28 protein-coding genes are annotated in these 24,859 nt (G+C 58.8%); 12 read left to right on the top strand and 16 right to left on the bottom strand.

Annotated features, from left to right (window positions below):
• Positions 1 to 81 precede the first annotated feature (81 nt).
• From EST62_RS04335 to EST62_RS04320, 5 genes are all read left to right on the top strand, one after another.
• Positions 82 to 1,845, top strand: a complete 1,764-nt coding sequence (locus tag EST62_RS04335; protein WP_245153461.1) for a glycoside hydrolase family 3 protein — start codon at positions 82 to 84, stop codon at positions 1,843 to 1,845.
• Positions 1,846 to 1,947: 102 nt separating this feature from the next.
• The gene (gene bchZ, locus EST62_RS04330; RefSeq protein WP_129050881.1) at positions 1,948 to 3,354 is read left to right on the top strand and encodes a chlorophyllide a reductase subunit Z; all 1,407 of its coding nucleotides are present in this window, start codon (positions 1,948 to 1,950) and stop codon (positions 3,352 to 3,354) included.
• A 211-nt stretch (positions 3,355 to 3,565) separates the two neighbouring features.
• Entirely contained in the window at positions 3,566 to 3,736 is a 171-nt protein-coding gene (locus EST62_RS13405) for a hypothetical protein (RefSeq protein ID WP_167599175.1), read from the top strand.
• A gap of 39 nt (positions 3,737 to 3,775) precedes the next feature.
• Entirely contained in the window at positions 3,776 to 4,132 is a 357-nt protein-coding gene (locus EST62_RS04325) for a hypothetical protein (protein WP_129050880.1), read from the top strand.
• A 125-nt stretch (positions 4,133 to 4,257) separates the two neighbouring features.
• Positions 4,258 to 6,309, top strand: a complete 2,052-nt coding sequence (locus EST62_RS04320; RefSeq protein WP_245153460.1) for a tetratricopeptide repeat protein — start codon at positions 4,258 to 4,260, stop codon at positions 6,307 to 6,309.
• An 80-nt stretch (positions 6,310 to 6,389) separates the two neighbouring features.
• Here the strand turns inward: EST62_RS04320 and EST62_RS04315 are convergent, their stop codons facing one another.
• On the bottom strand, positions 6,390 to 6,665 hold the full coding sequence (locus tag EST62_RS04315) for a hypothetical protein (protein ID WP_129050878.1): 276 nt from the start codon (positions 6,663 to 6,665) through the stop codon (positions 6,390 to 6,392).
• Between the two features lie 76 nt (positions 6,666 to 6,741).
• Here EST62_RS04315 and thrS point away from each other — a divergent pair, with 76 nt between their 5' ends.
• From thrS to pheS, 5 genes are read left to right on the top strand one after another with little or no spacing between them, the layout of a single operon-like run.
• Positions 6,742 to 8,715 (top strand): threonine--tRNA ligase, encoded by a 1,974-nt coding sequence (thrS, locus tag EST62_RS04310; RefSeq protein ID WP_129050877.1) that lies wholly within the window; start codon positions 6,742 to 6,744, stop codon positions 8,713 to 8,715.
• 26 nt (positions 8,716 to 8,741) lie between these two features.
• On the top strand, positions 8,742 to 9,383 hold the full coding sequence (infC, locus tag EST62_RS04305; protein ID WP_129050876.1) for a translation initiation factor IF-3: 642 nt from the start codon (positions 8,742 to 8,744) through the stop codon (positions 9,381 to 9,383).
• A 45-nt stretch (positions 9,384 to 9,428) separates the two neighbouring features.
• Positions 9,429 to 9,623, top strand: coding sequence for a 50S ribosomal protein L35 (gene rpmI / locus EST62_RS04300; protein WP_129050875.1), 195 nt, complete (start codon positions 9,429 to 9,431; stop codon positions 9,621 to 9,623).
• A gap of 31 nt (positions 9,624 to 9,654) precedes the next feature.
• Entirely contained in the window at positions 9,655 to 10,002 is a 348-nt protein-coding gene (rplT, locus tag EST62_RS04295) for a 50S ribosomal protein L20 (RefSeq protein ID WP_129050874.1), read from the top strand.
• 19 nt (positions 10,003 to 10,021) lie between these two features.
• On the top strand, positions 10,022 to 11,047 hold the full coding sequence (pheS, locus tag EST62_RS04290) for a phenylalanine--tRNA ligase subunit alpha (protein ID WP_129050873.1): 1,026 nt from the start codon (positions 10,022 to 10,024) through the stop codon (positions 11,045 to 11,047).
• A 91-nt stretch (positions 11,048 to 11,138) separates the two neighbouring features.
• On the opposite strand, the gene EST62_RS04285 is transcribed toward pheS, so the two are convergent.
• The 9 genes from EST62_RS04285 to EST62_RS04245 form a co-directional block, all read right to left on the bottom strand.
• Complete coding sequence (locus EST62_RS04285; RefSeq protein ID WP_129050872.1) at positions 11,139 to 11,540, bottom strand: DUF6858 family protein; 402 nt, start codon at positions 11,538 to 11,540, stop codon at positions 11,139 to 11,141.
• A 197-nt stretch (positions 11,541 to 11,737) separates the two neighbouring features.
• The gene (gene rplI, locus EST62_RS04280; protein ID WP_129050871.1) at positions 11,738 to 12,196 is read right to left on the bottom strand and encodes a 50S ribosomal protein L9; all 459 of its coding nucleotides are present in this window, start codon (positions 12,194 to 12,196) and stop codon (positions 11,738 to 11,740) included.
• A gap of 47 nt (positions 12,197 to 12,243) precedes the next feature.
• Positions 12,244 to 12,507: a 30S ribosomal protein S18 gene (gene rpsR / locus EST62_RS04275; RefSeq protein WP_129050870.1), complete on the bottom strand. Its 264-nt coding sequence runs from the start codon at positions 12,505 to 12,507 to the stop codon at positions 12,244 to 12,246.
• Between the two features lie 84 nt (positions 12,508 to 12,591).
• Entirely contained in the window at positions 12,592 to 13,059 is a 468-nt protein-coding gene (locus EST62_RS04270; RefSeq protein WP_167599174.1) for a single-stranded DNA-binding protein, read from the bottom strand.
• Positions 13,060 to 13,131: 72 nt separating this feature from the next.
• On the bottom strand, positions 13,132 to 13,527 hold the full coding sequence (gene rpsF / locus EST62_RS04265) for a 30S ribosomal protein S6 (RefSeq protein WP_129050869.1): 396 nt from the start codon (positions 13,525 to 13,527) through the stop codon (positions 13,132 to 13,134).
• 115 nt (positions 13,528 to 13,642) lie between these two features.
• Entirely contained in the window at positions 13,643 to 13,834 is a 192-nt protein-coding gene (locus EST62_RS04260) for a hypothetical protein (protein WP_129050868.1), read from the bottom strand.
• Between the two features lie 25 nt (positions 13,835 to 13,859).
• A complete protein-coding gene (locus EST62_RS04255; protein ID WP_129050867.1) occupies positions 13,860 to 14,621 on the bottom strand; it encodes an exodeoxyribonuclease III in 762 nt (253 codons plus the stop codon).
• Positions 14,618 to 15,646 (bottom strand): glycosyltransferase family 9 protein, encoded by a 1,029-nt coding sequence (locus EST62_RS04250; protein WP_129050866.1) that lies wholly within the window; start codon positions 15,644 to 15,646, stop codon positions 14,618 to 14,620. The genes EST62_RS04255 and EST62_RS04250 overlap by 4 nt, the downstream gene beginning before the upstream one ends.
• Positions 15,625 to 16,149: a tetratricopeptide repeat protein gene (locus tag EST62_RS04245; protein ID WP_129050865.1), complete on the bottom strand. Its 525-nt coding sequence runs from the start codon at positions 16,147 to 16,149 to the stop codon at positions 15,625 to 15,627. Before EST62_RS04245 ends, EST62_RS04250 begins: the two co-directional genes overlap by 22 nt.
• Positions 16,150 to 16,275: 126 nt before the next feature.
• On the opposite strand from EST62_RS04245, the gene EST62_RS04240 reads away from it, so the two are divergent.
• Complete coding sequence (locus tag EST62_RS04240) at positions 16,276 to 17,445, top strand: Fic family protein (RefSeq protein ID WP_129050864.1); 1,170 nt, start codon at positions 16,276 to 16,278, stop codon at positions 17,443 to 17,445.
• A 4-nt stretch (positions 17,446 to 17,449) separates the two neighbouring features.
• Here EST62_RS04240 and EST62_RS04235 read toward each other — a convergent pair whose 3' ends face one another.
• From EST62_RS04235 to EST62_RS04225, 3 genes are read right to left on the bottom strand one after another with little or no spacing between them, the layout of a single operon-like run.
• On the bottom strand, positions 17,450 to 17,863 hold the full coding sequence (locus tag EST62_RS04235) for a thioesterase family protein (RefSeq protein ID WP_129050863.1): 414 nt from the start codon (positions 17,861 to 17,863) through the stop codon (positions 17,450 to 17,452).
• Between the two features lie 29 nt (positions 17,864 to 17,892).
• The gene (locus EST62_RS04230) at positions 17,893 to 18,804 is read right to left on the bottom strand and encodes an electron transfer flavoprotein subunit alpha/FixB family protein (protein WP_129050862.1); all 912 of its coding nucleotides are present in this window, start codon (positions 18,802 to 18,804) and stop codon (positions 17,893 to 17,895) included.
• Complete coding sequence (locus EST62_RS04225; protein ID WP_129050861.1) at positions 18,801 to 19,592, bottom strand: electron transfer flavoprotein subunit beta/FixA family protein; 792 nt, start codon at positions 19,590 to 19,592, stop codon at positions 18,801 to 18,803. Before EST62_RS04225 ends, EST62_RS04230 begins: the two co-directional genes overlap by 4 nt.
• A 200-nt stretch (positions 19,593 to 19,792) precedes the next feature.
• Between EST62_RS04225 and EST62_RS04220 the strand changes: the two genes are divergently transcribed.
• Positions 19,793 to 20,056 (top strand): outer membrane protein, encoded by a 264-nt coding sequence (locus EST62_RS04220; protein WP_256372356.1) that lies wholly within the window; start codon positions 19,793 to 19,795, stop codon positions 20,054 to 20,056.
• Between the two features lie 67 nt (positions 20,057 to 20,123).
• Here the strand turns inward: EST62_RS04220 and EST62_RS04215 are convergent, their stop codons facing one another.
• From EST62_RS04215 to EST62_RS04205, 3 genes are all read right to left on the bottom strand, one after another.
• Positions 20,124 to 21,293 carry a Xaa-Pro peptidase family protein gene (locus tag EST62_RS04215; RefSeq protein ID WP_167599182.1) on the bottom strand — a complete coding sequence of 390 codons (1,170 nt, stop codon included), beginning with the start codon at positions 21,291 to 21,293 and terminating at the stop codon, positions 20,124 to 20,126.
• An 18-nt stretch (positions 21,294 to 21,311) separates the two neighbouring features.
• Positions 21,312 to 23,300 (bottom strand): (Fe-S)-binding protein, encoded by a 1,989-nt coding sequence (locus EST62_RS04210; protein ID WP_129050860.1) that lies wholly within the window; start codon positions 23,298 to 23,300, stop codon positions 21,312 to 21,314.
• Between the two features lie 160 nt (positions 23,301 to 23,460).
• A complete protein-coding gene (locus tag EST62_RS04205; protein WP_129050859.1) occupies positions 23,461 to 24,606 on the bottom strand; it encodes a hypothetical protein in 1,146 nt (381 codons plus the stop codon).
• Positions 24,607 to 24,859 lie beyond the last annotated feature (253 nt).

Genomic DNA, 24,859 nt, shown 5'->3' with positions numbered 1-24,859 from the left:
ACTGATCTTTTCAGACTCAGGAATTTGTTTGATAGATTACCCCCTGAAGCACCGAAATTTTCAGCCAGCCCAAATCGAACCATGCGCTTTTTTCATAGACCGTTCATCGCACTTTTTCTCTTTTCGCTCTTTGCCGTCGGGCCTCGGTCAGCAATGGCAAACGGCGTCGATTCGGCGGAAAGCGTTCGTCTGAAACCGTATTCCGCCCAAGCCGTCTTCTCGAACCGGAACCCGTGGATCGAGCGCACGCTGCGCAAAATGACCGTCCGTGAAAAGGTGGGTCAGATGATCGTGGCAAAAGTGGATGCCGTCTATAAAAACGACGACGGGCCGCAATTTCAGCTCATATCGCGGCTGGCCGCCGAGGGAAAAATCGGCGGCATCATGTTCCTGAAAGGCGATGTGCAGAGCGCGGCCCTTTTGGCCAACCGTTTTCAGGAGGTCTCGAACGTGCCGTTGCTGGTCAGCGCCGACATGGAGAAGGGGGTGGCGATGCGGCTGGATGGGGCGACGCAATTCTCACCCGCCATGGCGATCTCCGCGGCTGGCAATCCGGCGCTGGCCCGGCGAATGGCGGAGATCATCGCGCGTGAAGCCCGCGCCGTCGGCATTCAGCAGAACTACGCGCCAACGGTCGATCTGAACAGCAACCCGGCCAATCCGGTCATCAACACCCGCTCGTTCGGCGACCGCATTCCGCTGGTCAACGCCATGTCGGCGGCGATGATCGACGGCCTGCAATCCAACGGCGTCGCGGCCACGGCGAAGCACTTTCCCGGCCACGGCGACGTGACCGTGGACAGCCACCTGGCTCTTCCGGTGCTCGAAGGCGACCGCAGGCGGCTCGAAAACTACGAGCTCAAACCCTTCCGCTCGGCGATTGCGCACGGCGTGCACAGCATCATGGTCGGCCATCTGGCCGTGCCGAGGCTGACCGGAACGATGGAACCGGCCTCGCTCTCAAAAAAGATTGTCACCGGTCTGCTTCGCCGCGAGCTTGGCTTCCAGGGACTCATCGTAACCGACGCGCTCAACATGAAAGCGCTCGAAAACGGCCTGACGCCCGGACAAGTGGCCGTCAGGGCCGTGCAGGCGGGCAACGACATCCTGCTCTTTCCCGAAGATCCGGAGCAGATTTTCGATGCGGTGTGCGCCGCCGTCGAAAAGGGAGAGATTTCCGAACGACAGATCGACCACTCGGTACGCCGGATTCTTCAGATGAAACACTGGCTTGGCCTCGACCGGCAGAAACTCGTCGATCTTTCCCGGCTGAACGAGCGGGTCGGAACTCCGGCAAACAAACGGGTCGCCGAACAGATCGCCGAAGAGTCGCTCACGCTCATCAGGGATCGCAACCGCAGCCTCCCCCTGCGCTTTCCGCAAAACGGGCGGCTGGTCAATATCATTCTCAATGACCGTCCCGGCCAGAAAGTGGGCGGCGAGTTCGCCGATACGCTTCGCTCCAGATACAACGTCACCTCGATGCGCCTCACGCCTCGAAGCAAGCCGGAGTTTTTCCAGCGAGCCTCCAAAGCGGTCTCCAACGCCTCTGCCGTGATTCTGACCACCGGCATCCAGGCGTGGTCGAAATCGGAGCCATCGCGCTTCACCCAACTGCAATTTGATTTCGTCCGCAGCCTGCCGCGCATGGCTCCGGCTGGAACGCCGATTCTCTTCATCTCTTTCGGCACGCCGTACATCCTCGACGCCTTCCCGGAGATCGGCTCGGCCCTGTGCGCTTACAGCGAAACCGACCAGACGGAAGCGGCAATCCTCAAAGCGCTGAATGGTCAACTCGTTCCGAGAGGCTCGCTTCCGGTATCGCTCGAAGGCGCAAGACCTTGATCCGTAAGCGCATATTATTGTAAATTAGGCGCTTCATCCCGAACGCACGGACACAGCGCCTTCGGGATAAGCTTCGATCAACCCAGCTTACGCCCTCCGATCATGGCAAAAACCATACGGGACGAATCGACCGCCAGCGCCTACTGGGCTGCGGTCAACACCTTCTGCGCGCTCGAAGATGTGCACGTCATCGCCGACGCGCCGGTGGGGTGCTACAATCTGACTGGCGTGGCGGTCATGGACTACACCGACGCCATTCCCTACCTCGAAAACCTCACGCCCACCAGCCTCACCGAGCGCGAAATCTCCTCGTCGGGCAGCTCCGAAATTGTGCAGGAGACCATCGACAAGCTGAAGGGTTCCGGCAAGCAGCTCATCCTCATCTCCAGCGCGGAGAGCGAAATGATCGGCAGCGACCACCAGAACATGCTCGCCATGAAGTACCCGTCGGTGCGCTTCTTCGCCTCCGACTCGCTCGGCCAGAACGAGTGGCAGGGGCGCGAGAGAGCGCTGGCATGGCTCTTCGACCAGTTCGACGACGACCAACCGGCGGAAATCGAACCGGGCACGGTGAGCATCATCGGCCCGACCTACGGCTGCTTCAACAGCCCCGCCGATCTCGCCGAACTCAAGCGCCTCGTCACCGGCGCGGGCGGAAGAGTCGCGCACGTCTATCCCTTCGAGTCGAAAGCGGCGGACGTCGCCAGGCTGAAAAACTCGGCGGCAGTTGTGGTGATGTACCGCGAATTCGGCGCGGCGCTCGCCGAAAAGCTCAAGCGCCCGGTGCTCTACGCGCCGTTCGGCATCGAGGAGAGCGACCGCTTCATCGAAGAGATCGGGCGACTTGCCGGAACGCCGGAACAGGCCGCACGGTTCATCGAGGAGGAGAAGCGCACGACGCTCAGGCCGCTCTGGGATTTGTGGCGCGGCCCGCAGTCGGAGTGGTTCCCGACCATCCGCTTCGGCGTCGTGGCGAGCAAGAGCTACGCCGAGGGTATCCGGCGCGTGCTGGCGGACGAGCTGGGGATGCAGTGCCTCTTCAGCCACGACTCGGCCACGGCCAGCAACAACGCGGTGCGCGAAGAGATCAAAGCCACGCAGCCGCAATTCCTCTACGGACGGATGCCCGACAAGATTTACCTCGCCGAACTCGACGCCAAGAGCCGCTTCATCCCGGCAGGCTTCCCCGGCCCCATCGTGCGCCGCGCGCTCGGCACCCCCTTCATGGGCCACAGCGGCGTCATCTGGCTGGTGCAGGAGATCGTCAACGCGCTCTACGACACCCTCTTCAACTTCCTGCCCATCACCCGGCGGCAGCAAGCCGCAGCCCCGGCCAAGCCGCTCAAATGGACCCCCGAAGCCAACGCGATTCTGGACGGCATCGTCAAAAAAGCCCCGTTCATCAGCCAGATATCCTTTGGCCGCGAACTCAAACGCAAAGCCGAAAATCTGGCGGCAAGCCGCGGCGCAGACACCGTAACCCCGGACATTCTGCAACAATTGGGATAAGCTTTCAACAACTCTGCTAATCCACAATTTCTCCCGTAGGGGCGGGCCTCGCGCCCGCCCTCTTGTCCACCCTGTCGACCTTCGCCCATCGCATTTCCATCAGGGCAACCGCAAGGGTTACCCCTACACACGCCCCCCAACCCCCACACATTTCCAAAATTTTTTGCGAAATTATGACGTGTGCGCTCTACGCCAACCAAAGCCCACTGTCATGCGAACGATCAGAATCTTTCTTGCCTCGTCAAACGAGCTGAAGGCCGACCGGGAAGCGTTTGAAATTGAAATCAATCGCAAGAACAAACTCCTGAAAAACAAAGGGGTTTTTCTCGAACTCGTCAACTGGGAAGACCTTTCCGCAAAGATGTCGCTGACGCGCTCGTAGGATGAATACAACAAGCAGATCGAAGCGGCGGATCTGTTCGTGCTGCTTGCCTGGAACAAGGTGGGCAAATACACCGAGGAGGAGTTCGATGTCGCTTACCGCTTGTTCAAGTCCAGCGGAAAGCCGTCGATTTTCACCTGGTTCAAAGAGCCGCCACAAGCCGCCGAGCCAAGCCTCGACCGGTTCAAAAAGAAGCTGGATGGGCTGGGGCACTTTTTCAGCCGATACAACGACGCCGCCGACTTGTGGGTTCAGTTCAACAAGGAGCTTGACCGGCTTGATCTTGCAAGCATGGGAAAAATCGGTGATGCCGCCAGGATTTATGTTGACAACCGGGGCGCGAACATCAAGACTCAGATTAACGACGCGATCATCAACAACCCGACATTTCAGTGAGGCGCATAATGACTGACGTTCACAATCAATCGGATGTTGGCAATCAATTCAACGCCTCGACGCTGAACAATCCGGTTTTCCTCTACGGCGAAAAGAAGATTGCCAAATATCTCGGCATTCTGCCGGTGATTCCGGAGGTTTTCATCGGGCGTGACGAGAAGCTCCAGGAGGTTCACGACGAGCTGTTCGACGGAAACAATCTTTTGTTGCTGGTCAATGGCGAGGGGGGAATCGGCAAAACGACGCTGGCGGCGAAGTATTACCAGCGCTACTTCAGCGACTACGCGCATCTTGGCTGGGTGTTTGCCGAACGAAGTCTCGGCGACGCCATGCTGACGCTTGCCGATCCGCTGAAGGTGGAGTTCGCGCTGACCGACCCCGCCGACGTGCGCCGCGAAAAGCTGCTCCGCGAAATGGCCGGGCTGAAAAAGCCCTGCCTGCTCGTGATCGACAACGCCAACGACATCAAAGACCTTTCGGCGCACTACCTCGAACTGCGCAGGTGCCCGAATTTCCACATTTTGCTGACCACGCGCATCGAATCGTTCGCTCACGCCAAAACCTGCCGCGTCGGCCATCTCGACGAATCGGCGGCGATGCGGCTCTTCACGACGCACTATCCGGGGCACGACCGCGCCGAGGACGATCTGCTGAAAGAGATTCTGCGTGCCGTCGGCTACAACACCCTCGTCATCGAGCTGCTGGCCAAAAACCTCGACACGGTCAATCAGTTCCGCACCGGCTATGCGCTTTCCCGGATGCTCGACGATCTGCGGGGTTCCGGGCTGTTCGGCCTGAGCAAAAGCGAGAAGGTTCGGACAGAGTACAACCCCGGCATGTTCAGATTGAGGGAGGAAAAAGCGGAAACGGTGATTGCCGCCATGTACGACCTTGCGAAACTCGAACCGGGCGAAGAGCAGCTTCTGTGCGTCTTTTCGGTACTGCCCGCCGAACCGATCGCTTTCGCCACGCTTGAAGCGCTGCAACCCGGAAACGATGCACTCGACAGCTCTCTCCGCGATCTCGTCCAAAAAGGGTGGATCGAGTACAACGCCAGCGCAAAACAGTTCAAATGCAGCCCGGTCGTTCAGGCGGTAACACGGTTGCAGGTCGGAGAGCGTCTGGACGAGCAGTGCGAAACGCTGGTCAAAGCGCTGATCGACAAACTTGAGTATGATATGATGGGCCATCTGGTCAATACCGATTACCTGTCAGGCACTTTGTACACACGATTTGCAGAGAGCGTCGTTGAGCATCTTGATAAGCAGGATGAGACAGTTTTGCTCATGGAATATATCGGGAGCTTTCATACAACGACAGGCAACCTGAGCAAAGCGTTGAGATATTATGAAAAATGCAATCAGCTCAGTAAAGCTTTAATGGAATTAACCCCAAAAAAATGGTGGTGCAAGAATGAACTAGCGGTATCGTACTCAAAACTTGGAGATATATACACTACGTTAGACCAACCGGAAAAAGCGTTGAGCTTTTTTGAGCAGTTCAACCTATTGATTAAAGAACTATACGAGTCAAACCGAGCAAATGTAAGCCTCAAAAATGGATTGGCGATCTCGTACGCAAAACTTGGAGAAACTTACTGTTCGCTGGATCAACCGGAAAAAGCGTTGAGTTTTTTTAAGGAGGATGCGACATTGAGTGAAGAGCTGTACGAGTCGAACCAAGCAAATGTGAGCTTCAAGAGCGGTTTAGCGGTATCGTACTCAAAGCTTGGAGATATATACACTACGTTGGGCCAACTGGAAAAAGCATTAAGCTTTTTTAAAGACGAGGCACGATTGTTTGAGGAGCTGTACGAGTCGAACCGAGTAAATGTGGGCTTCAAAAACGGATTGGCGATCTCGTACGAAAAACTGGGAAAGACGTACCTTTCGTTAGATCAATCGGAAAAAGCATTGAGCTTTTTTGAGCAGTTCAACTTATTGATTAAAGAGCTATATGAGTCGAACCAGGCAAATGTAAGCCTCAAAAATGAGCTGGCAGTATCGTATGCAAATTTAGGTGTTTTCAGCGGTGTGCAGCGCGGCGATCTGGCGGAAGCCCGCCACTGGCTGGAGAAGGCTGAGGCGCTCTGGGCGGAATTGGTCAATGACGCTCCTGCGTATGCCGAGTTTCAGAAGAACTGGTCGAATGTCAAAAATATCCTCGCAGCGTTGTAATCGCGCATCGCCAACCAGAGCCCGTCCCAAATGCTGGGAACGCCGAGCGCCTGCTCGGCAATGGAGCCGAAGGCTCCACATCATTCAAGCCTCAAAACCATCCAGATGTCACAAAACAACACCAAGTCGAAGTAAACAAGCAATTGGCACTCCCAAAAGATGCCGAGCAGGCGCTCGGCGCTCCCAGGGGAAGACCCAAACCCCACCCGCCGCATATCCCTCTTGGAATTTTCCAAAACTTTTTGCATTATGCCCGTCTTCTTATCGGTACGGGGAACAGATGCGCCACTGATTTTCAGCACGGCGTCGAGAACAGCCCTCCCGTCCGGCGAATACTGACAAAAAGCGGCTGTCACGATTTTTCCCCCAAACGGGGAGGGGCTGGCGTCAAGACCTTCGCCCCGGCAACATGATTTATGGACTACAAATTCAATGTCTGAAAGAACGGATGACCGTCCACAGGTGATCGTCACCTTGCCTGACGGTTCTGAAAGAAGCTACCCTTCCGGCGTTACCGGCCTCGAAATCGCGGCCTCCATCGGCAAAAAGCTGGCGCAGGCTGCGCTCGCCTTCACCATCGACGGCAGGCCCTGCGACCTCGACACGCCCGTCATGGCGAACGCAAGCGTCTCGATCATCACCTTCGACTCCGCCGAAGGCCGCGAGATTTTCTGGCACAGTTCGAGCCACCTCATGGCCCACGCCATCGAGGAACTCTTCCCCGGAGCGAAGTTCGGCGCTGGCCCGGCCATCGAGCAGGGCTTTTACTACGACATCGCCTGCGAGCACCGCTTCAACGAGGACGACCTCCGCCAGATCGAGGCGAAAATGCTGGAGATCAGCAAGCGCGACCTCGCCATCACCCGCGAGGAGATGCCGCGCGAGCAGGCCATCGAATACTTCTCGAACGAGCGCAAAGACCCGTACAAGGTCGAAATTCTCGAAGACACGCTGAAAAAGGTGCCGACGGTTTCGGTCTATCACCAGGACGGTTTCGCCGACCTGTGCAGCGGTCCGCACCTGCCCTCGACCGGCAAGGTCAAGGCGGTGCTGCTCACCAATATTTCGTCATCGTACTGGCGTGGCGATTCGTCGCGCGAAACGATGCAGCGCATCTACGGCATCACCTTCCCAAGCGACAAGCTGCTCAAGGAGCACGTCGCCCGGCTGGAGGAGGCCCGCAAGCGCGACCACCGTAAGCTCGGCGCGGAACTCGGCCTTTTCATGCTGACCCCGGAGGTCGGCAGCGGCCTGCCGATCTGGCTGCCGAACGGCGCGATCATCCGCAACGAACTCGAAACCTTCCTGAAAGCCGAGCAGCGCAAGCGCGGCTACGTGCCGGTTTACACGCCGCACATCGGCAACATCGAGCTGTACAAGCGTTCGGGCCACTACCCGTACTACAGCGATTCGCAGTTCCCGCCGCTCACCTACAAGGACGAGACGGGCCGCGAGGAGCAGTACCTGCTCAAGCCGATGAACTGCCCGCACCACCACCTGATCTACAGTTCGTCGCTGCGCAGCTACCGCGAACTGCCGATCCGGCTCACCGAGTTCGGCACGGTCTATCGCCACGAGCAGTCCGGCGAGCTGAACGGCCTGGTGCGCGCCCGCGGCTTCACGCAGGACGACTCGCACATCTACTGCCGTCCCGACCAGCTCGTTGACGAAATCTGCAACGCCATCGACCTGACCCGCTTCGTCTTCAACACGCTCGGCTTCGACGAGGTCGAAACCCGCCTGTCGCTGCACGACCCGGAAAACCAGTCGAAGTACGGCGGCACCGCCGAGGTGTGGGAGCAGGCCGAGAAGGATGTGAAGGAGGCCGCCGACCGCATGGGGATCAAATACTTCATCGGCATCGGCGAGGCGAGCTTCTACGGGCCGAAGATCGACTTCATCGTGCGCGACGCGATTGGCCGCAAGTGGCAGCTCGGCACCGTGCAGGTTGACTACGTCATGCCGGAGCGCTTCGATTTGACCTACATCGGCAGCGACGGCCAGAAGCACCGCCCGGTGGTGATTCATCGCGCGCCGTTCGGCTCGATGGAGCGCTTCATCGGCGTCCTGATCGAACACACGGCGGGCAACTTCCCGCTCTGGCTCGCGCCCGTGCAGGCGGTCGTTCTGCCCATCGCCGAGGACGTGCACGACTACGCCCGCGAGGTCTATGCCAAGCTGCACGAAGCGGGCATCCGCGCCGAACTCGATCTGCGCAGCGAAAAGATTGGCAAGAAAATCCGTGAAGCCGAAATATCGAAAATTCCCTGTATGCTGGTCATCGGCAGGAACGAACAGGAGGCTGGAGAGGTCTCCCTCCGCCGCCATCGCAAGGGCGACGAAGGCAGCTTTGGCGTTGACGAGCTGATCGCAAAACTCCGTGAGGAAATAGATCGACGATCCTGATCTGACTATCAACAAAAAAAGATCGAATGAAAAAACAGAAAACATCCGGCAACCAGAAGCCTAAAGTTTCCTACAGGACCAACGAACAGATCCGCGTACCTGAAGTGAGGGTCGTGTTTCCGGAAGGCGGAATGCAGGTGATGAAAACCCAGGACGCCCGGAGGATGGCCGAAGAGCGCGGGATGGACCTTATCGAGGTTCAGCCGAATGCCCAACCGCCCGTTTGCAAGCTTGAGAATTACGGCAAGCTGATCTACAAGATGGCCCAGAAGGACAAGGACCTCAAGAAAAAGCAGAAGCAGACCACGCTCAAGGAGTTGCGCTTCCACCCCAACACCGACAAGCACGACTTCGACTTCAAGACCGCGCACCTCGAAGAGTTTCTCCGCAAGGGCAACCGCGTCCGCGCCACCATCGTGTTTCTTGGCCGTTCGATCATCTATAAAGACAAAGGCTTCGAGCTGGCCAACCGCCTGACCGAAAGGCTCAGCACGGTAGCCACCCGCGACGGCGACCCGAAGTTCGAGGGCAAAAAGCTCTTCGTCTATTTCGAGCCCGACAAGAAGAAGATCGAGCAGTTCGAGAAATGGCGCGCCAAAGAAGCCGCACCGCCACTGCCGCCCTTACCGCCTCAAATCGAAGATATTGAGGACGACGACGACGAATAAAACCACACTGATAAGAAGCGAATTTTATCATTTAAACCGACGATCATGCCTAAAATGAAATCACATCGCGGCGCCTGCAAACGATTCAAGGCCACCGCATCCGGAAAAATCAAACGCGAGCGTATGAACGGCTCCCATAACCTGGAACACAAGAACCGCAAACGCACCCGTCGCCTCCACCAGTCCACGCTGGTCGATGCAACCATGGAGAAGCAGATCAAGAGAATGATCCTCGCCTGAAAAAGTCTATAAACATTAATTCGATACAACGATGCCTAAATCAACCAATTCCGTAGCTTCCAAAGCAAGAAGGAAGAGGATTCTCAATAAAGCCAAAGGATACTGGGGTTCGCGCGGCAACGTGCTGACCGTCGTCAAGCACGCCGTGGACAAGGCCGAGCAGTACGCCTACCGCGACCGCCGCGTCAAGAAAAGAACCTTCCGTTCACTCTGGATCATGCGCATCAACGCCGCCGCCCGCCAGAACGGCGTGTCGTACTCGCGTTTGATGGACGCCATCCACAAAAAGAACATCGAGATCGACCGCAAGGCGCTGGCCGAAATCGCCGTGAAGGACCCGGCAGCGTTCTCGCTGATCGTCAAGACAGCTCTCGATTAATTATTGGTAACGCGGCCTTATGGAGACAAGCATACAGCAACTGCAGCAGGAGATCGACGGATACGAAATCCGCAACCCGAAAGAACTCGAAGCCTTCAAGCTCGAATTCACGGTGCGCAAAGGCAAAATCGCCGGGCTTTTCAGCCAACTCAAAACCGTCGATCCTGCTGACAGGCCGCGCATGGGGCAGTTACTCAACAGCCTCAAACTCTCGGCGGAAGCGCGAGTTGCCGACGCGGAAGCCCGCTTTGCCGAAGATACCGCGGGCGCCGCGCCAGCGCTCGATCTCTCTTTGCCGGGACGCCGCTCGTTCCTCGGCTCGGAGCATCCGGTGCAAAAGGTGCTCGGCGACATGAAGCGCATCTTCACCGCGATGGGCTTCGGCATCGCCACCGGCCCGGAGCTGGAACTCGACGAGTACAACTTCGACCGGCTGAACTTTCCGCCGAACCATCCGGCGCGAGACATGCAGGACACCTTCTTCATCACCCGCGGCCAGCCGGAGGGCGACGTGCTGCTCCGCACCCACACCTCGCCGGTGCAGGTGCGCGTGATGCTCGACCAGAAGCCGCCGATTCGGGTGATCTGCCCCGGCAAGGTCTATCGCAACGAAGCGATCAGCGCCCGGAGCTACTGCGTCTTCCACCAGCTCGAAGGGCTGTACATCGACAAAAACGTGTCGTTCGCCGACCTGAAAGCCACGATTTATTCGTTCGCCCGCCAGATGTTCGGCAGCGACGTAAAGCTCCGGTTCCGCCCGAGCTTTTTCCCCTTCACCGAACCGTCGGCGGAGGTTGACGTCACCTGCTACCTGTGCGGCGGCAAGGGGTGCCGCGTCTGCAAGAAGTCCGGCTGGCTCGAAATCATGGGCTGCGGCATGGTGCACCCGAACGTGATGAAGCACTGCGGCATCGATCCGGAGGAGTGGACCGGCTACGCTTTCGGCATGGGCGTCGATCGCACGGCGCTGTTGCGCTACAAGATCGACGACATCCGGCTCTTCTTCGAGAACGACGTCCGGATGCTCAGCCAGTTCATGGCGTAAGGCAGACGCCTCGGCGCTCGATCTGAAGCAATAAAAAAAGCCTCGTGAATGTGCACTCACGAGGCTTTTTTGTTTCTGGCAAACTCCCGAATCAGACGGGAACCTGGTTTCTCAACGCCAGCGTCCACTCCTCCATCGAGGCGTTGGCCATCGGGTTTGGCGCTTCGAGGAAGCTGATGACGAAGTGCCCGCCCATCTCCGCCACGCCGATAGAGCGGGGCCGAACGGCCAGCATCTTGGGGTTCATCAGCTCTTTTCCGAAACAGAACACCACATTCCTGGCGGCGGTAATCCCCTCGCCTATCTGCCCTTCGGGCAAAAGAGAAGTGTGTGCGTAATGATCGAACTCGCCGATAAGCACCGCGAATGGATGCGATTCGATTTTCTCGCGAAAGTAGGCCACAATATCATCGACGCTACCGAAAGAGGTCTCTTCTTTGTCAAGTTCGAGGATGTAGATGGGATATTTTTCCTGAAGAAGAGTTTGTTTCATGGTGCTCTCCCTGATTGGGTTTGGCTGAATACTGCACAAAGCACGGCTTGATTTGAAGAGATGCCGTCTCTAAAATTAATGGTACGCCAGACTTGAAGATTTTACAACAGAAGAACATAAAAAAAGCCTCATGACGCAGAGGCCATGAGGCGTATTTTGCTCACTATTGCGGGATCATTCAGTGATTGGCGAAGCGATTAGCCCTCGCCGGCGCCTTCGGCTTCGACCTCGATGGAGAGCTTTGCCGAAATATCCATGAACAGCTTCGCGTCGGCCTCGTACTTGCCAAGAGCCTTGATCGGCGCTTCGAGCTGGATTTTGCGACGGTCGATCTCGACACCCTGCGCCTTGAGCGCTTCGGCAATGTCGCCGGCGGTCACGGTGCCGAACAGCTTGCCCGACTCGCCCGATTTGGCCGGCACCTTGAGCGTCATCTGCTCAAGCTTCGTGGCAAGCTCGCGAGCGCTCTTGCGCTGAAGCTCGATTTTGCGCGCCTGCTGCTGTCTCTCGGTTTCAAGCGCCTTGAGGGTCCCTTCGGTAGCCCGGATGGCATATCCCTGCGGGATCAGGTAGTTATTGGCATACCCGTTCTTGACGGTGACCACTTCACCGGCATCGCCCAGGGTTGCCACATCTTTTCTCAAAATTATTTTCACGGTCTGTTTCCTCGTTCTGAAATAATTAAACTTGTGTGGACAAGCATTTACTTGTATTCGTCGGCAACGTAGGGAATGATCGCCAGGAAGCGCGCCCATTTGATCGAATGGGTGAGCAGGCTCTGCTCTTTGGCCGACAGGCCGGTGATGCGGCGGGGAATGATTTTTCCCTGGTCATTGATGAAGCGTTTCAGCTTTCGCTCGTCGCGGTAGTCAAAGAAAACCACCTGGTTTTTCGACACTTTCTTTTTCGATGCCAGAGCATTGCTCAATGATTTGTTGCCCTGAGCTTTGGTTGGTTTCTGTCTCATTGATCTTGTTCAGAATTTTGCTTGCATGATCTTGCGGCTCGCCACCTGCCTGTTTTCAGTCACGGCAGGACGATGCGTCCGTTCTCAGTCGGAAGTGAGGTATTTGTACTCATACATGTGCCCGTCATCATCGATTTGACCATGATGGTTCTCATGCGATTCATCCTCAATAAAGCCCTCCACGTCCTCTTCTCCGTTTTTCTTTCTCTTGTTGAGGAACTGGATCCTCCTGGCCTTGATTTCGACCACGGTTCTCGACGTGCCATCCTGAGCTTTCCAGGTGCGGCTCTGCAATTCGCCATCAACCAGTACCGCCGAGCTTTTCCTCAGATTGTCACGGCAGCTTTCGGCAAGCTTGTTCCAGGCCACCACGCCGACGTAGCAGACATCTTCCTGCCACTGGTGGTTGCTGTCGCGGAAGCGGCGATTGCAGGCGATGGAAAAATTGACGACTGGCGTCCCGCCTGAATTGGTCTGTCTGAAGACCGGATCTTTGGTAAGGTTGCCGGCAATTACGACGCTGTTGATTTCAGGCATCTTCAGTTCCGCCATAGCATCTTCTCCTTTTTGTTCTCAAATGGAATCGTTTCGTCATTCATACAATAAACCGGGCGCGACCTGCTGTCAGCTCTTGGCTGAAGCATCGGCTTCGGGTTCAACCTGGTCTTCCGGGCTGCCAAGCATAACGCTGTACTTCTCGACGCGCTTGCGCATTTCGAGCAAGGGAGAGCTGAGCTGGATGATGAGGAACCGCAGGATAGCCTCTTCGTAACGGAACACGCGCTCGACTTCGGCGATAACCGATGGCTCGGCATCGAACTCGATGTGGGCGTAGTAACCAGTGGCGGATTTGCGGATGAGGTAGGCCATTTTCCGTCTTCCGACTTCCAGGACGTTGTTGATCACGCCGCCTTTGCCGGTGATCGTCGATTTCACCAGCTCCATTGTGGAGGCGATGGCGTCATCCTGAAGGCCGCCGTCAATGATGACGGTGCATTCGTACTGCTTGAGTTTGTTCATAGCGCAATCGTTCTTGAGTGATGTCAAACTGCGCAAATGGCGGAAAACAGGTATTGCGCATCCCTGCCTTCTCGGCTTCATGCCACGCATGAACACCTTTTGCGTTTTAGGACATTCAAGGTACGAATATTAATTCTGTTTTCCAACGACGGAACTGACGTACAATGGCGGCTGCGAGGCCATCGGAATCCGGATCGAAATCGAAGACCGGGGCGCTTGGAAAGTCAAAGCAGGCTTGAGATTGAAGCGCGCGGGAAGCATCGGGTTCAAAGCCGATAGCGATTTCGAGCCGGGCAATGACGACCAACGGGCGACACTTCGGTTTGCTCGATTCAGAGCGCGAGCTCGACCGAAACGGGCGCGTGATCGGAACTTTTCTCGTCGAGATCGACCGAGACGCCGGAAACTTTTGCGGCAAGCGCGTCGGTGAGATAGACGCAGTCGATGCGCCAGCCGAGGTTGCGCTCGCGGGCGAACTTCCAGTTTGGCCACCAGGTGAACAGGTCTTTCTTGTCGGGGTTCAGCTCGCGGACGATGTCGTGCAGGCCGAGTTCGAGATGGGCCGCGATGGCCGAGCGCTCTTCGGGGCGAAGGCCGGTCGCGCCGGGTTTGTTCTGCGAACGGTGCACGTCGATCTCCGTGAGCGCCACGTTCATGTCACCGGCAAGCACCACCTGGCGCCCCTCGGTCATGAGTTTTGCGATAAAGTCTTTCAGGTCGGCAAGATAGCGCAGTTTCACCACGTAGTGCTCCTCGCCACTGCCGCGCGGCACGTAGGTTCCGATCAGCGTGAACTGCGGCGCGTGCAGCACGAGTGTGCGGTTCTCGGCGTCGAACGGCGGCGGCTCGCAGGTGAAGTCGTCGAGGCTGCCGTCGCGGACGAGCAGGCCGACGCCGCTGTACCCTTTTTTGAAGGTCGATCCGTTCCAGAATTTCCGATAACCAGGGAAATCCTTGATGCTTTCGGGAATCTCCTCCTCGCGCGCCTTCACCTCTTCGAGCACGACGATGTCGGGCTTGCGGCTGTCGAGCCACGCCGGGAGCGCCTCCTGCCGGGCGCGGATGCCGTTGATATTCCAGGTGCAGATGTTCATGACGATCTCTTGTTGAGCGTTTCGATGATGCGGCTCGCGATGCGTTCGGGCGCGATTTCGGTCATGCAGCGGAAGTGCCCTTTCGGGCAGGCGCTTCGCCCGATGTGCGAGCAGGGGCGGCAGTCCAGGCCTTTGGTCTCGAACAGCTCGTACTCCGCGCCCCACGGCATGAAGCCGAACGCTTTGACCGACGAACCGAAAATCACGAACAGCTTCTTGCCAAACGCCGAGGCGATGTGCATCAGGCCGGTGTCGTTGCAGAGCACCGCATCGACTCTGGAGAGCAGGGCGGCGGATTGCATGAGCGAGGCCTTTCCGGCGAGCGACAGCACCCGGCTTCGCGCCGCTTCGGGAAGCGCGGCGATGAGCCGCCCGGCCTCCGGCTCATCCTCCTTGCCGCCGAGCAGCAGCACAGGCGCGGGAGTTTGAGCGGCGACGATTTCGATGATCCGGGCGAAGCGTTCGGGCGGGTAGCGCTTCGTGAAGTGGTTCGCCCCGAAGCAGACCGCCAGCACGGGGCCGTCCGCGCCGAGCGCTTCGGCGGCGAAGGCGCGATCTTCCGGCGACGGAGAGAGCGAGCACGGCGCGGTGACTTTCGGCGCGAGACCGCCGAGCGCCTCGCCGTAGCGCTCGACGACGGAGTGGTAGCCATCCGAAACGTTGATCTTGAAGCGCACCAGCAGCACCTTTTTCCAGTTGCGCTTGTGGTAGCGCCTGACCATTCTCGCATCGAGCTTTCGGACGAGGGCGCGGGAGCGGCGGCTATTCTGAAGATCGAGCACCAGATCGTACGACGCTCCGGGCGTGATCGACTCCGGCGTCACCACCGACGCCACGGCGGGATTCGAGGCGACAAGCGGCGCGAAGGGCGCTTTGGTGCAGAAGTCGATTCGCGCCTTCGGCAAAGCGCGATGCAGCTCCGTGAGTACGGGCGTGGTGAGCACGATGTCGCCAATGGCGCTGAGTCGCACGACCAGAACGCGGCGAATGGCGGCGGGTTCCGTCACGACCAGAACTCCCACCACGCCTTGTAGCCCGGCTTTTTGTGCTGATTCGACGCGCCAAGCTCGGCGATGCGCTTTGCGGCGACCTCCTTCATCCGATCCTTACCGGGAGTCTCGCCCTTGCGCTCCCCGATCATCTCGACCGTCTTGCGAAACTCCGGCAGCGCTTCCGCGCCTCGCCCGAGGCCATCGAGCGCCAGCGCGCGGCTATAGACCGCCGAAATCCAGAGCTTGCCCTCGTCCTGGTTCAGCTCGCCGCGCCGGTTGAAGTGGTGCAGCGCCTTGTCGGCGGAAGCGAGCGCCTCGTCGAACGAGCCAAGCCCGGCAAGCGCCTCGGCCAGCCCGGCATGGCAAAAGGCGTCGAACCCGGCGTGATCGAACGCCTCTTCGGGCGGCATGGTGCGGGAAATCTCCATCGCCCTGCGGCAACTGGCCGCCGCCTCGTCATAGTTTGATTCGAGCAACTGACGCTGCGCATCGGAAAGCGCCAGATAAGCCCCGGCAACCTCTTTGAGTGGTTTCATAAGCTGGTAACTAAAATACTACGAATGATGTTTCATGATAAGGAACAAAAACGAACGGGATTGTCATGCTAATGGTTTATTTTATAACTCATTGAGTGTAACAAATTCACTAACATTTCCGGCATCATGAAAGAGATCATGACCTTCAAGGCGGGCAAGTTCGTTTTCTGCGAAGAGTACGACAGGCCCCGCATCGAGAAGCTGCTTGTCGAGGCGTCAATTCTGAACTCCGCCATCAGCGATTTGCCGATTCTGCCGAAATGGTCGTCGCAGATCGATCCGGAGCTTCTGTACAGCTCAGTCGCCGGAACCGCCGCCATCGAAGGAAATGCCCTCAACGCGCAGGAGGTACGGGAACTCGACGAAGGGAAAATACCCGATGCGAGCCACACAGCAAAGGACAGGCTTGAGATTACCAACCTGATCGGCGCGTATCGTCAGCTTGACCTTCAGGCAGCAGAGCCTTCGGGGACGCATGATTTTCCCCTGAGATTAAATTTGATAAAGAGCGTTCTTGCCGAAAGTCACATCCGCGCGTTGCATCAGCAGATCACCAGCGGCCTTCCGTACGAGGACAACATCCCCGGCACGTACCGCAACGGCATGGTCAAGGTCGGCGACAAGGCGCACGGCGGCATCTACACGCCGCCGAAAATTATCGAGGATGTCGAGATGCTCATGCGGGAGTTCATCGACTGGATCAACAATGACGATCTCATCAACGAAAATACGTTTGTCCGGGCTGCGCTGGCACATTATCATTTTTCACTGATCCACCCCTTCTGGGACGGCAATGGGCGAGTTGCCAGGCTTCTTGAAGCATCGCTGCTCCAGTCAGCGGGGATTCGCTATGTGCCCAAGATGCTGTCGAACTACTATTATCGCCATGTTGATGACTATTACCGCGCCTTCTCGGACACCATCAGGGCAGGCAAGGATGTCACGCCGTTCATCGAATTCAACCTGCGCGGCGTGATCGAATCGTTGCAAACCATGAAAACCCGCATCGCTATCCTCATCAGAATGCTGGTCATGAGAGAGCATGTCCACTCACTCGGCAGCAACAAATCGATCTCAAAACGGCAGAATGATTTACTGACACTGCTGCTCGATGACTCGTCGGGCAAACCGTTTACGCTGCACGAGCTTCAACAGGCGATGCCTTACGCGATGCTCTACCGGAAAGTCTCGGAGATGACCGCACGGCGTGACCTGAAAAATCTGCTCGGCCTGAAACTTCTCTCCGTCGATACCGACAATCGTTACAGCCTGAACCTTCGCGGCTTCGATGCGTGACGGCTCACGCGCCCGGCTGCATCAGCGCTTCGAGTTCGGCGGGAATCTGCGGGCGGCCACGGCCGTTGAGCGCCGTGCCGATGATTTTGGCTTTGATCGCGAGTTTCATCTCCGGCAGGCGCAGGATGTCCTGGTAAAAGGCGAACCGTAATGGCGACTCGCGCACCATCGTCAGGCCAACCGTGAAGCGCTCGCCGCTTTGCAGCGGGGACTTGTAGTCGAGTTCGGCGCGGACGACCACGAGGTTGATGCCTCGCTCCGTAAACTCCTTGAAATCGATGCCGACCGTTTTGAGATAGACGTGCCGCGCATGTTCGAGGTAGTTCTGATAGACGCTGTTGTTGACGATGCCCTGCATGTCGCACTCGTAGTCGCGCACCTCCATCTCAAGCGCAAAGGCGTAAGCTTGCTGATTCATCCACCCTCTGATTGTCGTTGATACAAAACTCACCGCTGCTCCAGCGCCGCCGTCAGCGCGGGCAGGAACTCCGCGAGATCCGCGACGACGAGCAGGTCGGCCACGCTGGCGATCGGGGCGTCGCGGTCGGTGTTGATGGCGAGCACGAAGCCGGAGCCTTTCATGCCGGCGAGGTGCTGGATCGCGCCGGAAATCCCGCACGCCACGTAGAGCGATGGCGAAACGCTCTGGCCGCTCGACCCCACCTGCCGCGCCCGTTCGAGCCATCCGGCATCGACCACCGGGCGGCTCGCCCCGACCTCGCCGCCAAGCGCCGAGGCCAGCGCCCTGACCAGCTCGACCTGATCGGCGCCGCCGACGCCGCGCCCGGCGCTGACGATCACCCCGGCGCGGCTGAGATCGATGCCCCGCTCCGGCTCGATGCAGCCGAGGAACTCGATGGCTGAATCCGGCGCGGCCTCGATGGCGATCACGTCAGGACTCCCCGCCATCGGCGCGGCGGCGAACGCGCCCGGCTGGATCGTCAGCACGGCAAAGTCGGTCAGCGGCCTGACCGTGCGACGCATCTTGCCGTTGCAGCTCTCGACCACGTAGCCGCCATCGTCGAGACCGACGACACCAGAAACCTGCGCCGACTGCATGGCGGCAGCAAGTCTCGGAGCCAGATCCCAGCCATACGACGAGTGCAGCAACACCACCGCGTCCGGCTGCTCGCGTTCGATGGCGTCGAGCACCAGCCGCTTGTGCACGTCGGAACTGAACTCGCCACAGGTTTCGAGATCGGCCAGATAGAGCCGCCCGGCGAAGGAGGGTAGAGCGTCCGCCGATCCGGCCAGCACCATCGACACCTCCGCGTCGAGCCGTGCGGCGAATCCCGACAGCTCGGCGGTTTCGGCGGTGAGGCGGTCGTCGCGAACTTCGCCAACAAGCAGCAACTTCATCGCACACCTCCTTTGCCAAGCACGGCCGTTCTGGTTTCGAGAATTTCGAGCACCTGCGCGGCAAGCGTCACGGCGTCGCCGTCGAGAATCACGCCCGCCGCGTTGCGCTCGTGAGGGCGGAAATTCCCGGACGACGCTTTCGGCGGTTCGAGGCCGACCGATTCCGGCGTCAGGACGGTCAGCTTCGCGCGTTTGGATTTCATGATGTTCGGCAGGGTCGGGTAGCGCGGCGAGTTCAGGCCTTGCTGGCAGGTGAGCAGCGCCGGAGCCTTCAGCCGAAGCGTGCAGCTCCGCCCGCCCTCGATTTCGCGCTCGACCGTGATCGCGCCGTCACGCCACTCGAACGCCGTGATGCCGGTCGCGCAAGTCACGCCGAGCCGCTCGGCGACCAGCAGGCCGACCTGCGCCGAGCTGCGATCTTCGGATTGCATTCCGGTAAAGACAAGCTCGAACCCTCGCCCGGCGGCAAACCCGACGATCATCGAGGCGATCTGCCACGGATCGCGCTCCGGCGCTTCCGGGTCGTCGATGTGCACGGCGTCATCGCACCCCATCGAGAGCGCCTTGCGGAGCGTCTCGACCACCCGCGCCGGGCCAACGCAGAGCGCCGTCACCCGCGCCTCGCCACCGAGCCGCTCCTTCAGCCGAACGGCCTCTTCGACCGCGAAGGCGTCGTACTCATTCATCCGCCACGCCAGCCCGACCTCATCGAACCAGCTCCCGGCCTCGTTCGGCTCGAAGCGCCCCTCCATATCGGGCACCTGCTTGATACAGACAAGAATATTCATGATGTCAAAATCACACTCGTTCGTGGAAAGCTGCTCGCAGTCCGGCAATTGAAACGTGCCGGATCGTTATAACCATGAACAACGTACTGAGCGCGTCTCGAACTGGCAACCGAAAACCGGTAAAATTTCTCCCGGAACCGCGAGCATTGAAACGCCTAAAGTGCATTGTGTTGTTTTAAAATATTTTTGCATAAATTCGATTGAGCAATGGCGACGTTTCACCCTACGTAATGGCAGGTCTCGGCGTAGCCGATGCGTCGATCAGCGACGGCAACTGGGGCCCGTCATCGAGTTCCACCGAATTCGCCTGGCAGCTCGGCGCTGGCCTCGGCATCAAGGCGGCCAAAAACACAACGTTTGACTTGGGGTATCGCTACCTCTCGCCCTCCGATGCAAATTTTGACGGAGCCAAGGTGTCGCTTGCCAGCAGCAATATCGTTGCCGGTATCAGGTACGATTTCTGATTCTGACGCTTTAAACATACTCTCGATCAAGGCTCCGGAACCCCCGGAGCCTTTTTTATCGGCCCGCTCAAAGCTTGACCACTTCATCGGATAATCCGACGGTCAGCCTTTCGCCTCCATTTTCCGTGATCACGAAGGTGTTCTCGATGCCGATCGCGCCTTTGCCGACAATGACGAATTTCGGCTCGACGGCCACCACCTGCCCGGCCTGCAACGGCATGGCGAAGCCCTGCGCCAGCACCGGGAGTTCGTCGAGTTCGAGGCCCACGCCGTGGCCAACGAAGCGCGACTGCTCGCCCGGCATTCCCATGAAGTTGCCGCCCAGCCCCGCCGCTTCGGCCATCGCGGCGGCCTGCCGGTAAACCTCCTCGCCAATCGCGCCCGGCACCATCGCCCGGCGCACGGCCTCCTGAATTTCGAGCGAAACCTCGAAGGCACGCTGCAATTCGGCATCGAGCGAGCCGATGACGAACATACGGGTCATATCAACGATGTAACCGTTGAAGACGCCGACGAAATCGACCAGCACCGGCTCGTTCTCCCGGATCACATCGAGCGACGCCCCCTGTGGCGCGGCGCTCGACAGCCCCCGGCCAGTGACGGCTCCGTCGAAAAAGCCGTAGCTCACCGCGCCGCCCGACACCGCCATGCCGCCGAACAACTCCTGGTTGAACGCCCGCATCCGCACGTACCCCTCGTGCCCGATCCGGCGCAACCGGAACTCCACTTCGGCGGCAAGATCGACCTCGCGCATTCCGGCCTTCAGAAAGGTCGGCACCTCTTTGAAGATCGAGACCAGCTTCTCCGCGCTGTGGCGAAGCATTTCGATTTCGGTGGGCGACTTCACCGAGCGCAGCTCGCGCACAATCATGGTGACATCGACGAAACGGCGGCCCGGCAGCACCTTCGCGTACCACGCCTGTTGCGCCACCGGCACGGCGTCGAAGGTCATGCCAACCTTGTCGCCTTCACTGCCGAGGAGCGCCGACAGCTCCTTGCTCGACGGAAAGGGGCGAATGTCGCCGATCAGCCCCTCGGCACGGGCGCGTTCGAGGCTTTTGCGCACCAGCAGCACCGGCTCGCCCTCGGCGGGAACCCAGAGCGCCGAGTTCTGGCGAGTGCCGGTGAAGTAGAAAATATCGACAGGCATCAGGAGCAGCGCCGCCTGCACACCGCTTGCACCGAGACGCGCTTGCAAGCGCTCGATGCGCTCGCCGATTTCGGTTCGTTTCAGCATCATGAAGTGTTTTTACGGTTACGGATTTTCGAGGCTTCGGACGACCACTTCCGCGAGATCGAAGGCCTTGAGAGACTGATGGGCGTCCGAACGCTTGAGGCCATCCTCGAACATGCTCAGGCAGAAGGGACAGGCGGCGACGAGCGTCGATGCGCCGGTTTTTCTCGCCATCCGCAAGCGCTCGTCAACGATCGGCGTCCCCATCCTCTCCTCGGCGAGGATGCGCCCGCCGCCCGCGCCGCAGCAGAACCCCTCGCTGCCCGCCCACTCCATTTCGGCGAGCCTGCCGCCCGCGGCTTCGAGCACAACGCGCGGCGCTTCGGCAATATCGCGGTACCGCGCGAGGTAGCAGGAGTCGTGATACGTGGCGCTGAATGCCGCCGGATTCAGTTTGAGGCGACCCTCGCCGACGAGCCGACGGATGAAGGTCGAATGGTGCTCGACCGGCAGATCGAGTCCGAGTTCGCGGTAGTCCCGCGCGAGGGTGTTGAAGCAGTGCGGGCAGGCCGTGACGATGCGCCTCGCTCCGGAGGCGCAGATGGCGGCGATGTTGCTCTCGGCAACCATGCGGTAGAGATACTCGTTGCCGAGCTTTCGCGCCGGTTCGCCGCAGCACCGCTCCGCCTTGCCAAGCACTGCGACCGTGACGCCCGCCGCCGCGCAAATTTTGATAAAGCTTTCGGCCACCTTGCGGTTGCGAGGATCGAACGAAGCGTAGCAGCCGGTGAAGTAGAGAATCTCCGTTTCGCTTTTTCCATCGGCGACGCTGACCGGCAACCCTTTGGCCCAGTCGCCGCGTGACGAGCGGGCGAGGCCGAACGGATTGCCGTTGATTTCGATGGCGTCGCAGGCGCGGCGAGCCTCGTCGCCGGGGAACTCGCCCGCCATCAGCACGAGGCTGCGGCGCATTTCGATGATCTTGCCGACGTGCTCGATGCTCGCCGGGCAAATCTCCTCGCAGGCTCCGCAGGTGGTGCACGACCAGAGCGCGTCGCGCGAAACCGCCTCGATCAGAGGCTTGCCGTTTTCCTTTTCGGCCACATCCCCGATGTCGGCGATCACCTTCATCGGCGAGAGCGGTTTGCCGGTGAGCCAGGCCGGGCAGCGCTCTTGGCAGCGTCCGCACTTCGTGCAGGCATCGGCGTCGAAGAGGTCTTTCCAGAAGAGATCGCCGACCGCCGACGCACCGAACCGCTCGGCGCTCTCGTCGTCGAGATCGACCGGCGGAAGCGTACCCTTCGGCTTGTTCGGCTCGAAAAAGCTGTTGCCGCTGGTGGTTGCGATGTGGCGCAGCTTCGTCCACGGGATGATGGCGATGAAGCCAAGCGCCAGCAGCATGTGCGCGAGCCACAGCGCCCGGTGCGCGGCCCGCTGCGCCTGGTCGCTCATGGCTGCGAACAGCTCGGCGAAAAGGTAGCCGACCGGAGACCAGAGCGCCAGGCCGGGATTGTCGCGCAGTTCGGTTGCGGCCATGCGAAACCCTTCGACAATGAAACCCGTCACGAGAATCGCCAGAAGCAGCAGATGAACGGCCGCGTCGCCGGGTGTGCGCTCCAGCCCCGGCGGACGGATGACGAAGCGCCGCGCTGCCAGCACACCAAGCGCGACGAGCGCCAACAGACCGGCAAGATCGAGCGTGAGCGAGTAGAGGCGGTAAAAGTCGCCCGAAAGCAGATTGACGTTGAAAAGGGGAGTCAAGAGATCAACCTGAGCCATCACGAGCAGCGTTCCGGCGAAGAGCAGCAGGAAGGCCCAGAAAAAGATCGAGTGCGGCACGCCGCCCTCCGGCACTCTGGCGACTTTGCTCTGGCTGAGGGTATCGGCGAGCAATCGCGACAGTCGCCGAAGCGGATGGTCGACGCGGTCAAGCGGCTTGCCCCGCCGCCAGATGTCGCGCCGCCGCCGGAACCCCAGCGCCATAGCGCCAACGGCGACGAGCGCGACGAGGTACATGACAACGACCGCGCCATGACCGGTATTCCAGTATATTTCGCGAGTTGCGCCCATTGAGCCTCTGAACCGTTCAAAAAAGTTATTGCGCAGTCACGGGCGAAGAGCCGAATCCGTGACTGCACAATATAGTGGTCAATGGCGGAAACAGGAACAAGGGATGTACCCTCGACACGTCCTGGCCTACCGGGATCGTCCCTCGGCAGAAACCGGCGGGTTATCCGTGCCGGAATATGGCCGCAACGCCCGACTCGACCGGCATTCTTTCCGGCGGAAGCACCAGCACCTCGCCGCCTTTGCCAAGCACCGCAATGGCAAGGTCTTCGAAAACATCATGCTCGTTGCCAAGCGCCCCCTTGCTGAACGAAATATCGCCAGCCCGCGCATCGATGCCGCCGGGATAGATTCTCTCCTGATCGAGCATCAGCACCGAAACATTCCCGGCCAAAGCCGCTTCTGTTATATAGAAAGGATTGTCAGAACCGAGGGATTTTGGCAAGGCCTCCTGAAACCTGGCGATGAGATTATCGATTTTCTGCTCCCAGCGAGGTTCCTGCACCTTCCAGGCCATATCGCGGAGTGAATCTTTTTCGAGCATTCGCGGATCAGCGCTGATCCCGTCCTCCAATAAATTCGGATTATGACTGACCAACCGGAACAGGCTCTGATGCTCCGGAAGGGCTGCGAGAATCAGCGGCAGCCCCGATAGTTTGGAATGGTGCTCCTCGATGCCCTGATCGACGGCGCGGAAAAAGCGCTCGTCATCGAGTTCCTCCTCGTCCTTTCTTGACGAGTGCCCGTGACGGATGGCCACGCCGGTTCCGCCATACGAGGCGACCGTCATGTGCGGTGAGGTCGTCTCCGTACCAAGCGCCTCGCTCATTGTTTTGGGCACCTGCAGGTCAAGCTCGATTTCACCCAGCCGGTAGCGGTTGCCTTCATAAAGTTTTATGTCGCTCCTCGTCAGGGCGAGCACCTGAAAACGCTCGGACATCTGGTAAATTCTGATGAGAGGCTTGATGAAAAATACATCCGACACATGCGCCTGCTCGCTAACCGGTTGCTGTAACCTGAACGCCCTGAAATAATCGGGAGACGCAAACACCGCCAAACCATCGAGCGTATGATTCCAGAACTCCCGATCCTCCTGAAGCTCGCGTAATCGATCAATCAGTGGCTCGATCACCCTTTTCCCGACAGACTTTATACCGTCATTCTCAGCTCTGGAAACCAGATTCTTGAACCTGAGCGAATCCTGAACATTCTCGGGATAATACCGCCCGGTCTTCATATAGATCGAGATACAGGGAGAGGCTTGAGGCTTGAGAAGCTCCTCAGGCACAGGCGTCACTTTGTTCAACATAATTCACCTCCATATTACAAATATCTTTGGGCCTCATTAAGGCGCTACCTATATAAAAGCACTTTGCTCTTATAAGCAACATAGAGATATAACTCTAAAAAGAAAAGGAAAGTGCCTGAAAGAATGAGGCGAAAATGCTGAATTGTTATTGATCCGGCTGTTTTGGTTCAGCGTAAATTGGAGAATTCAGCCGTTTGAGTTAGAGTACAAAAACGGAGGAATTCACCATGCGAAAAGTCAGAAAAAACTACAC

The sequence above is a fragment of the Chlorobaculum sp. 24CR genome, assembly GCF_004118635.1.
Classification (GTDB): domain Bacteria; phylum Bacteroidota; class Chlorobiia; order Chlorobiales; family Chlorobiaceae; genus Chlorobaculum.
The sequence above is the reverse complement of the archived record's forward strand: the minus strand, read 5'-3'. Positions and strand labels throughout refer to the sequence as shown.